This is a genomic window from Mesorhizobium sp. WSM4845 (assembly GCF_055811455.1).
The window spans coordinates 1-14,169 of record NZ_JBVVQA010000036.1; the positions used below are offsets into that span (position 1 = coordinate 1).

The following is a 14,169-nucleotide window of genomic DNA, read 5'->3' on the forward strand; positions in this document are numbered from 1 at the left end:
CTTCGGAGTCGGCCAGTCGAAAAGCGATGGCGCAATATTGGCTTTGCGGCAGCGGCCTGCTCTATAATGTGCCGCATCGCCCAAAACGGCTGACGAAAAGCCAGAACGGACAACAAAAAGAATGGCGGAATATTCGGCCTTCTCGCTTCTCAAAAATGCGCTGACCGGCAACAAGGACTGGAAGCCGGCCTGGCGCAAGCCGGATCCGAAGGCGTCCTACGACGTGATCGTCATCGGCGGCGGCGGCCATGGCCTGTCGACCGCCTATTATCTCGCCAAGGAGCACGGCATCACCAACGTGGCGGTGCTGGAAAAGGGCTGGCTCGGCTCCGGCAATGTCGGCCGCAACACGACAGCCGTCCGCTCCAACTACCTGCTGCCGGCCAACACGCGCTTCTACGAACATTCGATGAAGCTGTGGGAGAACCTGTCGCACGATCTCAACTACAACGTCATGTTCTCGCAGCGCGGCTGCCTCAACCTCGCGCACACGCCCGCCCAGCTCGACGATTTTGCCCGCCGCGGCAACGCCATGCGCCATCTCGGCGTCGACGCCGAACTGATGACCACGGCCGAGATCGCGCGCCTGGTGCCGGCGCTGGACGTCTCCGCCACGGCGCGCTTCCCAATCGTCGGCGGCCTAATGCAGCGGCGCGCCGGCACCGCCCGCCACGATGCCGTCGCCTGGGGCTATGCGCGCGGCGCCGACCGCCGCGGTGTCGATATCATCGAGAATTGCGAGGTCACCGGCTTCCTGCGCGACGGCGACCGCATATCAGGCGTCTCGACGTCGCGCGGAGATATCCGCGCCAGGAAGGTGGCGGTCGCGGTGGCCGGCAGCACCGGGCAAGTCATGCGGCTCGCCGGCATCGATACGATGCCGATCGAGAGCCACGTGCTGCAGGCTTTTGTGACGGAATCGCTGAAGCCGTTCATCAACACAGTCCTGACTTTCGGCATGGGCCATTTCTACATGTCGCAGTCGGACAAGGGCGGCCTTGTCTATGGCGGCGATCTCGACGGCTACAACAGCTACGCCCAGCGCGGCAGTTTGCCTGTTGTCGATGAGGTGATGAGCGAGATGCTGGCGCTGTTTCCGGGTCTCGCCCGAGTTCGCATGCTGCGCTCCTGGGGCGGCGTCTGCGACATGTCGATGGACGGTTCGCCGATCATCACCACAGGCCCGCTGCCGGGCATGTATCTCAACTGCGGCTGGTGCTACGGCGGCTTCAAGGCGACGCCGGCCTCCGGCTGGTGTTTTGCCTGGACCATCGCCAAGGATGAACCGCACGACATCAACACGCCCTTCACGCTGGATCGCTTCCATGGCGGACTGGTGATCGACGACAAGGGCCAGGGCGCGACGCCGCGGCTGCATTAGACCATGATCCCGAACCGCAGGTCGGCGTAACAAAGAGTGGAAACCGGTTTTCGGCCAAGATCATGGTCAAACGAGAAGATACAATCGCATGCTGATTACCTGCCCCTATTGCGGCCCGCGCGACGTCATCGAGTTCACCTATCAGGGTGACGGCAACCGCGAGCGCCCTCAGCCTGCCTCGCAGGACCTCGATGCCTGGAACGCCTATGTCTACGACCGATTGAACCCGGCGGGTGACCACAACGAGATCTGGCAGCATTCCGGCGGCTGCCGCGCCCATCTCAGGGCCGTGCGCAACACGCTGACACACGAGATCTCCAGCGTCGTGTTCACGCGCGGCGACCACAAAGTGGCTGCCCGGCACAAGGCGGAGGGCAAGTCATGAGCCCGCGCCGCACCGATGCCGGTGGCCGGATCGACCGGCTGCGAACCATCCGGTTCACCTTCGACGGCGCGCCTTACACCGGCCATGCCGGCGACACCCTTGCCTCAGCGCTGCTGGCCAATGGCGTCACCCTGTTCGGACGCTCGTTCAAATATCACCGTCCTCGCGGGGTGCTGACGGCAGGCGTCGAGGAACCGAATGCCCTGGTGACGGTGTTGCGGGGCGAGGTTCGCGAGCCCAACATCGCCGCGACCATGGCCGAGATCTATGATGGGCTGACCGCCGTCAGCCAGAACCGCTTTCCATCGCTGGCCTGGGATGTCAGCGCCGCCAACCAGCTCGGCGGCAAGCTTCTGTCCGCCGGCTTCTATTACAAGACCTTCATGGGGCCGGCGATCGGCCCGCTGAAGAGCACGCGTTTCTGGATGTTCTGCGAGCATTTCATCCGCCGCGCCGCCGGTCTCGGCCGCGCCGGGACGGCTGCCGACGCGGCGCGTTACGAGCGCATGAACGCCTTCTGCGATGTGCTGGTGGTCGGTTCCGGTCCGGCCGGACTGATGGCCGCCAGGGCAGCCGCCGATCAGGGCGCGCGTGTCATCCTCAGCGAGCTCGAACCGCATTTCGGCGGCTCGGCCAACTGGTCGGGCGAGACGATCGACGGGATGCCCGGGGCCGACTGGGCAGCGCGAGCCGCCGGCCAGCTCGAAGGCTATGACAATGTCCGCCTGCTGCCACGCACCACGGTCTGGGGCTATTACGACGGCAACACGCTCGCCGCGCTTGAACGGGTTGCCGACCACAAGGAGAGGCCCGGCAAGGGCGAACCACGCCATCGCTACTGGATCATTCGCGCCAAGTCGGTGGTGCTGGCCACCGGCTCCTTCGAGCGGCCGCTGGTGTTTCCGGGCAACGATCGGCCGGGAGTGATGCTGGCGCATGCCGCCGAACGCTACGCCAACGAGTACGGCGTGTTGGCGGGCAACAGGATCGCACTGTTCACCAACAATGACAGCGCCTATCGCTCCGCCCTGACGCTGAAGAAGGCCGGTGCGGCGATTGTCGCCATCGTCGACGTGCGGTCGGAGCTTTCGAGCAGGATGCGCGAACTCGCCGATGAAGCGGAAGCCAAGATCCTTTTCGGTCACGCCGTGGTCGCCACCGAAGGCGGCAAGGCGCTGTCCGGCGTCAAGGTGCAGCGCTTCGACATGGTCAACGGCGCGCTTGCCGGCGAGGCGCGCAGCATTCAAGCCGACTGCCTGCTGATGTCGGGAGGCTGGTCGCCGACCATCCATCTGGCCAGCCAGGCCGGCGCCAAGGCGGAATGGAATGCCGCCAGACAAGCCTTCCTGCCACCGAAGCCAACCCAGCAATGGATTGGCGCCGGCGCTTTCACCGGCAGCTTTTCCACCGCCGAGGCAATCGCCGAAGGCCGCGCCGCCGGGCTTTCGGCGGCAGGTGGAACAGGTGCGCCAACGGCCCTGCCGGTCGTCGAAGCCGCACCCGGCGGTCCCGACCCGGCGCCGGTGTTCGAGATCAGGGCCGATGGAAAAAGCTTCGTCGATTTCCAGCACGACGTGACGGCGGAGGATGTACGGCTGGCGCATCGCGAAGGCTTTGTCTCGGTCGAGCATTTGAAGCGCTACACCACGCTCGGCATGGCGACCGACCAGGGCAAGAGCTCCAACATACCCGGCCTCGCCATCATGGCCGAGGCGCTGGGCAAGCCGATTCCCGAAGTCGGCACGACACGCTTTCGCCCACCTTTTTCGGCCGTGTCGATCGGCTCACTGGCCGCGGAGCGTTTCGGCGACTTGAGGCCCGAACGACTGACGCCGATGCATGACTGGCACGTCGCCAACGGCGCGACCATGTATTCAGCCGGCCTCTGGTATCGCCCGATGATTTATGGCCATCCCGGCGAGACGATCGAGCAGGCCTATGTGCGCGAAGCCAGGGCGACGCGGGAGAGCGCCGGCATCGTCGATGTCTCGACGCTGGGCAAGATCGCCGTGCAGGGCCCGGACGCGGCGGAATTCCTCGACCGGGTTTACACCAACATGTTCTCGACATTGGCCGTCGGCAAGGCCCGCTACGGGCTGATGCTGCGCGAGGACGGCCTCGCCTTCGACGACGGCACGACGTGGCGGCTCGGCGAACAGGACTTCCTGATGACCACCACCACCGCCAATGCCGGCAAGGTGATGCAGCATCTGGAGTATTTCCTCGACGTCATCTGGCCGGAATTGAAGGTCCATGTCACCTCGGTGACCGACGAATGGGCGGGTGCGGCGATCGGCGGGCCTAGGGCGAGAGAGATCCTTGCTGCTTGCGTCACCGGCACCGTCGTCGACAACGCAACCCTGCCTTTCATGGGCATCGTGCACGGCAAGATATCAGGCGTGCCGGTGATGATCTGCCGGCTTTCCTTCTCCGGCGAAATGGCCTTCGAAGTCTACTCCGGCGCCGGCTACGGCGCACTTGTCTGGGAAGCCTTGATCGAAGCCGGCAAGCCGTTCGGACTGGTGACCTACGGGCTTGAGGCGCTTGGCACGTTGCGCATCGAGAAAGGCCACGTCACCGGCGCCGAGATCGACGGCCGCACCACCGCACGCGACCTGCATCTCGACTGGATGCTGTCCAGGAAGAAGCCCTTCATCGGCTCGGCGATGATGGATCGCGAGGGCCTGATCGCGCCTGGCCGCCTGGAACTCGTCGGCCTGATTTCGCTGGACAACCAGCCGCTCAACGGCGGCGCGCACATCGTCGAAGCGCTTGACGAAGCCAATCCGCACGATTCCATCGGCCACATCACCGCTTGCTGTTATTCGCCGGCGCTCGGCAAGTACATCGCGCTCGCTCTGGTCAAGGACGGCAAGGCACGGCGCGGCACGCGCGCCCATATCTCCGATCCTCTGCGCAACCGGTTCGGCCCGGTCGAGATCGTCTCCAACCACTTCTTTGATCCGGACGGGAGCCGCATGCATGGTTGAGCGCCAATCCCCGCTTGAGCTGGAGCTGCGCACCGGCTCGCATGGCGATTTCGAACACGGCATCGAGGTCATCCTCTCCGAAACCAGGCCGGGATCGATCCTGCAGCTCGCTGCCTGGCCGGGCCAGGAGAAGGCGTTGATAGCAGGCATTCGCACCGTTACCGGCCTTGCGCTGCCCGATGGCGCCGGCGCCGGCAGCACCGACGGCGTGAGGTCGGTGTTCGGTTTTGCGCCGGGAAAATTCACCGTGGTCGACGAGGCCGAGGGCCTGGCATCGGCCTTTGCCAATGTCGTCACCCCTGATATCGGCACGGTGACTGACCTGTCGCATGGCCGCACCGCGATCCGCATCGCCGGACCGAGGGCCGAATGGGTGCTGGCAAAGTTCTTCGCCATCGACTTCGCGCTGCCGGCCTTCCCGGTCGGTGCCGGCCGCTCGACCATGCATCATGACGTCTTCGCCCAGATCCAGCGCACCGGCGCCGACCAGTTCGACATCTATGTGTTCCGCTCGTTTGCGCGCTCGTTCTGGAAGGCGCTCTGTCACGCCAGCGAGGAAGTCGGCTACGAAGTGCAGTAGACCGACGCGGCGCGTCGTCACCACGCTTGGCGTCACCTCAACTGGCGAACGTCACCCACTCTTCCAGCGGCGCGCGGTCGGTGCGGAACGCGTTTTCGGGCTTGGATGTGTCCTCACGGCCAAGCGCCATGCCACAGACGACGATCTCCTCGTCGGGAATGTTGAGCACCGGCCTGATCTGCTTGTGATAGGGTGCAAAGGCCGCCTGCGGGCAGGTGTGCAGACCCCTGCCCCGCGCCGCCACCATGATGTTCTGCAGGAACATGCCGTAATCGATCCACGAGCCCTTGTTCAGCCGCCGGTCAACGGTGAAGATCATGCCGACCGGTGCGTCGAAGAAGACGAAGTTGCGGTCGTGCTGCGCGCGCATCCTGTCGACCTCACGCCGGCCGATGCCGAGCACGCTGTAGAGGCCGAACCCGTTGGCTCGCCGCCGGGTCAGATAGGGCTCGAAGAACTGGTCGGGATAGTAGCGATACTCGTCCCACTCGGCCTTTTCGGCACGGATGCCGGAGTTGAGGATGGCGTCGGTGATCCGCTGCTTGACCTCGCCCCTGGTCACGTAGACCCGCCAGGGCTGCATGTTGGTGCCCGAAGGCGCCCGCGCGGCAACGGCGAGTATGGCGCGGATCGTCTCGTCGTCGACCATGTCGGGCAGGAACGCCCGCACCGAACGGCGCGACGTGATCGCCTCGTCGACGATCGCCGCGCCATCCGTAATCTTAGTCCTGTTTTCCAGCATGGGCGTCCCTTTGCGCGTGCCACGGAAACCGGAATCGATTCCGGAAAGGATACATGCGCCGTCTAGAAATGAGAGAGCACCATTGCGGTCCAATTTGACGCATGGCGCTCTAACGCAAACCTCGACCGGACGCCCTCACTGGCCGTTCGAGGCCAAGCCTTTGCCTGAACCGTCAAAACGGCGCAAGCAAATCTTGTGGCCTCATGAAAATTATCTTGATTTTTTCACGAACCTGACCCCTGATGAAATTTGCCCTCAATTTTTCACCAATTTCACCAGACAGATTTTTACCGAGAAAAAAGCTTTGACCTCAACCGCCGTCAGATCGGAGCAGGAAAGCCGCGAACGGCTGCTGGCCGGCGATATCAGGGCGCTGCGCAGGGCGCGCGGGCTGACGCTTGCCGAAACCGGCCTGAAGCTCGGCCGCTCGGTCGGCTGGGTCAGTCAGGTCGAGCGCGGCCTGTCGATACCATCGCTTAGCGATCTCAGGGCCTTCGCGGAATTGTTCGGCGTGCCGGTCAGCCTGTTCTTCAGCCACGACGTGCCCGTCGAGAACGAGCGCGGCGTGGTCGTGCGCGCCGGCAGCCGCCGCACGCTTGGCACAAGCGATTCCGGACTGGTGGAGGAGCTTCTTTCGCCCGATCTCGGCGGTAGCTTCGAGATGCTGCGTTCGGTCTTCGCGCCGGGTGCTGAACTGAAGACCGAAGCCCGCCGGCCGACGGAGGAAGCCGGATATGTCGCTTCCGGCAGCTTCGACATCGAGATATCAGGCGTCTGGCACCGGCTTGGCGAAGGCGACTCCTTTCGCTTCGACGGCAAGCCGTTCCGCTGGCGCAATCCCGGTGCGGAGCCAGCGGTAGTCATCTGGGTGGTTTCGCCGCCCGTCTATTGAAGGTTTGGAGAAGAACATGGCCGGTTTGCCGACCACGGCACGTGTGGTGATCATCGGAGGCGGTGTCGTCGGCGCGTCGGCGCTCTACCATCTCGCCAAGGCGGGCTGGACCGACTGCGTGCTCCTCGAAAAGAACGAGCTCACCTCCGGCTCGACTTGGCATGCGGCCGGCAACGTGCCGACCTTCTCCTCGTCATGGTCGCTGATGAACATGCAGCGCTATTCGACCGAGCTCTATCGCGGGCTGGCCGACGCGGTCGGCTACCCCATGAACTACCACGTCACCGGCTCGCTCAGGCTGGCCCATACGGCGGAGCGCATGCAGGAGTTCCAGCGCGCCAAGGGCATGGGCCGCTACCAGGGCATGGACATCGATGTGGTCGGGCTCGACGAGATCAAGCGCCGCTACCCGTTCATCGAAACGCATGAGTTGAAGGGCGCGCTCTACGATCCGAGCGACGGCGACATCGACCCGGCGCAGCTGACTCAGGCGCTGGCCAAGGGCGCCCGCGACCTGGGTGCGAAGATCATTCGCTTCTGTCCGGTCACCGGCGTGCGCCGCGACAAGGACGAGTGGGTGGTCGAGACCGCGCAGGGCGAGATCCGCTGCGAGATCGTCGTCAACGCCGCCGGCTACCGTGCGGCCGAAGTCGGCAGGATGTTCGGCCGCGACGTGCCGATGATGGTGATGAGCCATCAATATATCCTGTTCGAGGAAATCCCCGAACTGGCCGCGTGGTCGAAGGAGCAGGGCAAGAAACTGCCGCTGCTGCGCGACGTCGACACCTCCTATTATCTGCGCCAGGAAAAGAACGGCATGAATCTCGGCCCCTATGAGCGCAATTGCCGTGCCCATTGGGTCGGCCACAACGATCCGATGCCAGACGATTTTTCGTTCCAGCTGTTCCCCGACGATCTCGACCGGCTCGAGGACTATATGGCCGATGCCGTCGCCCGGGTGCCGATTCTCGGCACCGCGGGCCTGTCCAAGGTCATCAACGGTCCTATCCCCTACGCGCCGGACGGCAACCCGCTGATCGGCCCGATGCCCGGCGTGCCGAACGCCTTCGAGGCCTGCGTCTTCACCTTCGGCATCGCCCAGGGCGGCGGCGCCGGCAAGGTGCTGGCCGAATGGGTGACTGAAGGCCAAACCGAATGGGACATGTGGTCCTGCGATCCGCGCCGCTTCACCAGCTTTGCCTCGGCCCCGGATTACTGCGTCGCCAAGGGCATGGAAATCTACGGCAACGAATACGCCATCCAGTTCCCGCGCCATGCCTGGCCGGCAGGCCGCGACCGCAAACTGTCGCCGATCCATGATCGCATCAAGGCGCTCGGCGCTTGCTTCGACGCCTATAATGGCTGGGAGCGCGCCACCTGGTACGCGCAGGCCGGCGACGACGTCTCGGAAACCGCGACGCTGACCTTCCGCCGCGACGGGCCGTGGCAGCATCGCGTGCGCGAAGAATGCCTTGCCGTGCGCGATGCCGCCGGCATTTTGGACCTGCCCGGGTTCTCCCGCTTCAATCTCGACGGTCCGGGCGCGGCCGACTGGTTGAGCCAACAGATCACCGGCCTGGTGCCGAAACCCGGCCGCATCGGCCTCGTCTATTTTGCCGACGACAAGGGCCGCATCGTCACCGAAATGTCTGCCGTTCGCCACGACGAGAATTTGATGACGCTGATCACCGCCGCGGTGGCGCAATGGCACGATTTCGAATGGCTGAAATGGCGCATGCCGAAGGACGCCTCGTTCAGGCTGGTCGACCGGACCGAGGAATACGCCACGCAGATCCTCGCCGGGCCCAATTCGCGAAAAATCCTCGCCGATGTCTGCGCCGCCGACCTTGCCCTGCCCTGGCTGACCCACCAGGAGACGACAATTGCCGGCCGTTGGGCAAGGCTGTTGCGTGTGTCCTTCGCCGGCGAACTCGGCTGGGAAATCCACACCAGGATCGACGACACCGCCACCGTGTTCGACGCCGTCTGGGCGGCAGGGCAGAAGCATGGGCTGAAGCCGTTCGGCATGTACGCGCTGGATTCATTGCGGCTTGAAAAATCCTATCGCGCCTGGAAAGGCGACCTGTCGACCGACTATTCGATCCTGCAGGGTGGGCTGGAGCGTTTCGTGAAATGGGACAAGCCGGATTTCCGTGGCAAGGCGGCGCTGCAAAACGAGAAGCAGCAGGGCGTGAAGAAGCGCTTTGTCACGCTGGTCGTCGAAAACCCCGGCGGCTGCGACGCGCCAACCATGTCGACGCTGTGGCATGACGGCCGGATCGTCGGCGAGACGACGTCCGGCGGCTGGGGTCATCGGATCGACAAGTCGATCGCGCTCGGCGTACTGCGCGCCGACCTGACTGAGCCGGGAACTGCGGTCGAGGTCGAGATCTTCGGCGAGCGCTTCAAGGCGGTCGTGCAGAAGGACGAACCGCTGTGGGATCCAAACAACGAGAGGTTGCGCGCATGAATTCAGTCATTCTCACCGACGGCGGCATGGGCCAGGAACTGGTCCGCCGCAGCAGCTCCGATCCCACCCCGCTATGGTCGGCCAGGGTGCTGATCGACGAACCGGACCTGGTGCGCGACCTGCATGCGGAGTTCATTCGGGCCGGCGCCCGCGTCATCACCATCAACACCTATTCCGCAACCCCCGAGCGGCTGGCGCGCGAGGGCGCGGAAGAGCTGTTCAAGCCGCTGCAGCAGCGCGGCATAGAACTGGCAAGGCAAGCGCGCGACCAGGCCGGCGACGCGGCAATCGCCGGCTGCCTGTCGCCGCTGTTCGGCAGCTACGCACCGGCCCTGACGATATCCTTCGAGGATACGCTCGACATCTACCGCCGCATCGTTGCCGAGCAGGCCGACGGTGTCGATCTGTTCCTGTGCGAGACCATGGCGTCGGCCGAGGAGGCGCGCGCGGCTGTCACCGCCGCGTCGGAAAGCGGCAAGCCGGTGTGGGTGTCGTGGACGCTCGCCGATCACGGCGCGCCGCGGCTGCGCAGCGGCGAAACCATAGCGGCGGCAGCAAGAGCTCTCGACGGCCTGCCGGTCGCAGCCAGGCTGATCAATTGCTGCCGGCCCGAAGCCATTGCTGCAGCGCTGCCCGAACTGATCGCTCTCGGCGGGCCGGTTGGCGCCTATGCCAACGGCTTCACCTCGGTCGAGGCGCTCAAGCATGGCGGAACGGTGGAAGTGCTGCACGCCCGCCACGACGTCGATCCGGATGCCTATGCCGACCAGGCGGTCGGCTGGGTCGAGGCCGGCGCCGACATCGTCGGCGGCTGCTGCGAAGTCGGGCCGCCTCATATCGCGGCCCTGCGCGACCGGCTCGAACAGGCCGGCTACGAAATTTCGGGAGTAGCATAATGCCCAGACCGTCATCGCGCATTTCCGGCATCGTGCCTTCCGGCAAGGACGGCTGGGAGGTCCATTTCGCCGCCTGGACGCGCAAGCAGGCCGGCGAGGACATCATCATGCTGTCGGTCGGCGACCATGATTTCGACACGCCGACGCAGACGATCGAAGCCTGCGTGACCGCGGTTCGCGCCAGCAATCACCACTATACCCCGCTTGCCGGCATTCCCCGCCTGCGCCAGGCCATGGCGGCGGCCTCGACCGCCTGCACCGGCGTTACGACCAACCCCGACCAGGTCATCGCCACACCGGGCGGGCAGGCGGCACTTTACGCGGCGGTGCAGGCCGTTCTCGACCAGGGCGACCATGCCATTGTGGTGGCGCCCTATTACGCGACCTACCCCAACACCTTCAGTGCGGCGGGCGCCGATTTCACCGTGGTCGAGACACCCGCCGAGGATGGTTTCCAGCCGCGCGCCGCCGACATTCGCGCAGGGCTTCGGCCGAACACCCGCGCCATCCTGATCAACACGCCGAACAACCCGACGGGTGCCGTCTATTCGCGCCAGCGGCTGGAAGAGCTGGCGCAGATCTGCCGGGAGCATGACCTCTGGCTGCTGTCGGACGAGGTCTATTGGACGCTGGGCGGCGGCGAGCACGTCTCGCCGCGTTCACTGCCAGGCATGGCGGAACGCACGCTGGTCATCAATTCCATGTCGAAGAGCCACGGCATGACCGGCTGGCGGATGGGCTGGCTGAGCGGGCCCGAACAGATGATCTCGCTGCTGACCAACCTCAATCTGGTGACCACCTACGGCCTGCCGGCGTTCATCAGCCTCGCTTGCGCCGAGGCGCTGGAAAACGGCTACGGCGTCAAGGAGATCGCCGAACGCTATGCCGCACGGCGCAGCGTCGTCCTCGATGCCATGCGCGGCATGAACAACATCACCGTGCGCGGCTCCGAAGGCGGCATGTATGTCATGCTCGATATCTCGGCTCTCGAGCCGGACGACGAGAAATTCGCCTGGGCTCTGCTCGACAAGGAAAAGGTCGGCGTCATGCCCGGCTCGAGCTTCGGCGAGGCCGCCGCCGGCCATATTCGCGTCAGCCTCTGCCAGCCCGAGGCGGTGCTTCTGGAAGCAACCCTTCGCTTGCGCCGCTTCGCGTCCAGCTACCGCCGCGAGGCCGCATGAGCGCCCTGCCCCAGAAAACCATTCTGGCCAAAACCAATCCGCCCAAAACCATTCCTCCCAAGGCGAGGGCCGTCATCATCGGCGGCGGCGTCTCCGGCTGCTCGGTCGCCTATCATCTGGCCAAGCTCGGCTGGACCGACATCGTGCTGCTCGAGCGCAAGCAGCTGACATCGGGCACGACATGGCACGCCGCCGGCCTGATCGGCCAGTTGCGCGGTTCGCAGAACATGACGCGGCTGGCGAAATATTCGGCCGACCTCTACGTCAGGCTGGAGGCCGAGACCGATGTCGGCACCGGCATGCGCCAGGTCGGTTCGATCACCGTGGCGCTGACCGAAGAACGCAAGCACGAGATTTATAGGCAGGCGTCGCTCGCCCGCGCGTTCGATATCGACGTGCGCGAGATTTCGCCAAACGAAGTCAAGCAGATGTACCCGCATCTTAATGTTTCCGATGTGGTCGGCGCCGTGCATCTGCCGCTCGACGGCCAATGCGACCCGGCCAATATCGCCATGGCGCTGGCCAAGGGTGCGCGCCAGCGCGGTGCGACGATCGTCGAGAATGTGAAGGTCACCAAGGTTCACACCAGGAATGGCTGCGTCACCGGCGTTTCCTGGATGCGGGGCGACGAGCGAGGCATGATCGAGGCCGATGTCGTCGTCAATTGCGCCGGCATGTGGGCACGCGAGCTTGGCGCCCAGAACGGCGTCAGCATCCCGCTGCATGCCTGCGAGCATTTTTATCTCGTCACCGAACCGATCCCCGGCCTGAGCCGGCTGCCCGTGCTGCGCGTGCCGGACGAGTGCGCCTACTACAAGGAAGATGCCGGCAAGATGATGCTCGGCGCCTTCGAGCCGGTGGCCAAGCCGTGGGGCATGGACGGCATAAGCGAAGATTTCTGCTTCGACCAGTTGCCCGAGGATTTCGAACATTTCGAGCCGATCCTCGAAATGGGCGTCAACCGCATGCCGATGCTGGCCAGCGCCGGCATCCACACTTTCTTCAACGGCCCCGAGAGTTTTACGCCTGATGATCGCTATTATCTCGGCGAGGCGCCGGAGCTTTCCGGCTACTGGATGGCGACCGGCTACAACTCCATCGGCATCGTCTCCTCAGGCGGCGCCGGCATGGCGCTGGCGCAATGGATCAATGATGGCGAAGCACCCTTCGATCTGTGGGAGGTCGACATCCGCCGCGCCCAGCCGTTCCAGAAGAACCGCCGCTATCTCAGAGAGCGCGTCTCCGAGACGCTCGGCCTGCTCTATGCCGACCATTTTCCCTACCGGCAGATGGCGACCTCTCGGAACGTCAGGCGCTCCCCGCTCCATGAACATCTGAAGGCACGCGGCGCGGTGTTCGGCGAGGTTGCCGGCTGGGAGCGGGCCAACTGGTTCGCGCATGAGGGTCAGGAGCGCGAGTACCGCTATTCCTGGAAACGGCAGAACTGGTTCGACAACCAGCGCGACGAACATCTGGCGGTCCGAAACGGCGTCGGCCTGTTCGACATGACCTCGTTCGGCAAGATCCGTGTCGAGGGCCGCGATGCCTGCGCCTTCCTGCAGAGGCTTTGCGCCAACGACATCGACGTGGCGCCGGGCAAGATCGTCTACTCCCAGCTGCTCAACAAGCGCGGCGGCATCGAGAGCGACCTTACCGTCTCGCGGCTATCGGAAACGGCTTACTTCCTCGTCGTGCCGGGCGCCACGCTACAGCGTGATCTCGCCTGGTTGAAAAAACATCTCGCCGATGAATTCGTCGTCATCACCGATGTCACCGCGGCCGATGCCGTGCTCTGCCTGATGGGCCCGGATTCGAGGAAGCTGATTCAAAAGCTGAGCCCGAACGATTTCTCCAACGAAACCAATCCGTTCGGAACGTTTCAGGAGATAGAAATCGGCATGGGGCTGGCCCGCGCCCATCGGGTGACCTATGTCGGCGAACTGGGCTGGGAGCTTTATGTCTCGACCGACCAGGCCGCACACGTGTTCGAGGCGATCGAGGCGGCCGGCGCCGATGTCGGCCTGAAGCTTTGCGGCCTGCACACGCTGGATTCCTGCCGCATCGAAAAGGCCTTCCGGCATTTCGGCCACGACATCACCGACGAGGACAATGTGCTGGAGGCAGGCCTTGGATTCGCAGTGAAGACTGCCAAGGGCGATTTTCTTGGCCGCGATGCCGTGCTGAGAAAAAAAGAAACCGGATTGAACCGCCGGCTGTTGCAGTTCCGCCTGAAAGACACGCAACCCTTGCTCTTCCACAACGAAGCGATCCTGCGCGACGGCAAGATTGTCGGCCCGGTCACCTCGGGCAATTACGGCCATCATCTCGGCGGCGCTATCGGCCTCGGTTACGTGCCTTGCCAAGGCGAGAGCGAGGCGGATGTGCTGTCGTCTTCCTACGAGATCGAGATCGCCGGCGAGCGCTTCGCCGCGGAAGCGTCGCTGAAGCCGATGTATGATCCGAAGGCGGAACGGGTGCGGATCTAGGGCGCCCTTCCCTTCTCCCCTTGTGGGAGAAGGTGGCCGAGCGAAGCTCGGTCGGATGAGGGGTGTTCCAGCTTGGCACCCCCGCACTCCGTCGAGCACCCCTCATCCGTCTCGGCGCTGCGCGCCGATCCACCTTCTCCCACAGGGGGAGAAGGAGATCTCCGCC

Annotated in this window: 10 protein-coding genes; 9 read left to right on the forward strand and 1 reads right to left on the reverse strand. The window is 64.5% G+C overall.

All coding sequences use genetic code 11. The features are described 5' to 3' along the window. The first annotated feature begins 121 nt into the window (after positions 1-121). The 4 genes from AC0L2C_RS29005 to AC0L2C_RS29020 all read left to right on the forward strand — a co-directional run bounded on the left by AC0L2C_RS29005 (position 122) and on the right by AC0L2C_RS29020 (position 5,336). Entirely contained in the window at positions 122-1,381 is a 1,260-nt protein-coding gene (locus tag AC0L2C_RS29005; RefSeq protein ID WP_128246502.1) for a sarcosine oxidase subunit beta, read from the forward strand. A gap of 88 nt (positions 1,382-1,469) precedes the next feature. Next, positions 1,470-1,766, forward strand: a complete 297-nt coding sequence (locus AC0L2C_RS29010; RefSeq protein WP_128246501.1) for a sarcosine oxidase subunit delta — start codon at positions 1,470-1,472, stop codon at positions 1,764-1,766. Then, complete coding sequence (locus AC0L2C_RS29015) at positions 1,763-4,756, forward strand: sarcosine oxidase subunit alpha (RefSeq protein WP_473525056.1); 2,994 nt, start codon at positions 1,763-1,765, stop codon at positions 4,754-4,756. The genes AC0L2C_RS29010 and AC0L2C_RS29015 overlap by 4 nt, the downstream gene beginning before the upstream one ends. Further along, positions 4,749-5,336 (forward strand): sarcosine oxidase subunit gamma, encoded by a 588-nt coding sequence (locus AC0L2C_RS29020; protein WP_128246499.1) that lies wholly within the window; start codon positions 4,749-4,751, stop codon positions 5,334-5,336. Before AC0L2C_RS29015 ends, AC0L2C_RS29020 begins: the two co-directional genes overlap by 8 nt. A gap of 37 nt (positions 5,337-5,373) precedes the next feature. Here the strand turns inward: AC0L2C_RS29020 and AC0L2C_RS29025 are convergent, their stop codons facing one another. Next, entirely contained in the window at positions 5,374-6,078 is a 705-nt protein-coding gene (locus AC0L2C_RS29025; RefSeq protein ID WP_023798904.1) for a nitroreductase, read from the reverse strand. Between the two features lie 304 nt (positions 6,079-6,382). On the opposite strand from AC0L2C_RS29025, the gene AC0L2C_RS29030 reads away from it, so the two are divergent. The 5 genes from AC0L2C_RS29030 to AC0L2C_RS29050 are packed head-to-tail and all read left to right on the forward strand — an operon-like array spanning position 6,383 to position 14,003. Continuing rightward, positions 6,383-6,970 (forward strand): helix-turn-helix domain-containing protein, encoded by a 588-nt coding sequence (locus AC0L2C_RS29030; protein WP_473525057.1) that lies wholly within the window; start codon positions 6,383-6,385, stop codon positions 6,968-6,970. 16 nt (positions 6,971-6,986) lie between these two features. Then, positions 6,987-9,440 carry a GcvT family protein gene (locus tag AC0L2C_RS29035; protein WP_128246498.1) on the forward strand — a complete coding sequence of 818 codons (2,454 nt, stop codon included), beginning with the start codon at positions 6,987-6,989 and terminating at the stop codon, positions 9,438-9,440. Then, positions 9,437-10,336: a homocysteine S-methyltransferase family protein gene (locus AC0L2C_RS29040; protein ID WP_473525058.1), complete on the forward strand. Its 900-nt coding sequence runs from the start codon at positions 9,437-9,439 to the stop codon at positions 10,334-10,336. Before AC0L2C_RS29035 ends, AC0L2C_RS29040 begins: the two co-directional genes overlap by 4 nt. Beyond that, on the forward strand, positions 10,336-11,517 hold the full coding sequence (locus AC0L2C_RS29045; protein ID WP_023798900.1) for a pyridoxal phosphate-dependent aminotransferase: 1,182 nt from the start codon (positions 10,336-10,338) through the stop codon (positions 11,515-11,517). The genes AC0L2C_RS29040 and AC0L2C_RS29045 overlap by 1 nt, the downstream gene beginning before the upstream one ends. Further along, positions 11,514-14,003 carry a GcvT family protein gene (locus AC0L2C_RS29050; protein ID WP_128246496.1) on the forward strand — a complete coding sequence of 830 codons (2,490 nt, stop codon included), beginning with the start codon at positions 11,514-11,516 and terminating at the stop codon, positions 14,001-14,003. The genes AC0L2C_RS29045 and AC0L2C_RS29050 overlap by 4 nt, the downstream gene beginning before the upstream one ends. Positions 14,004-14,169: the final 166 nt, after the last annotated feature.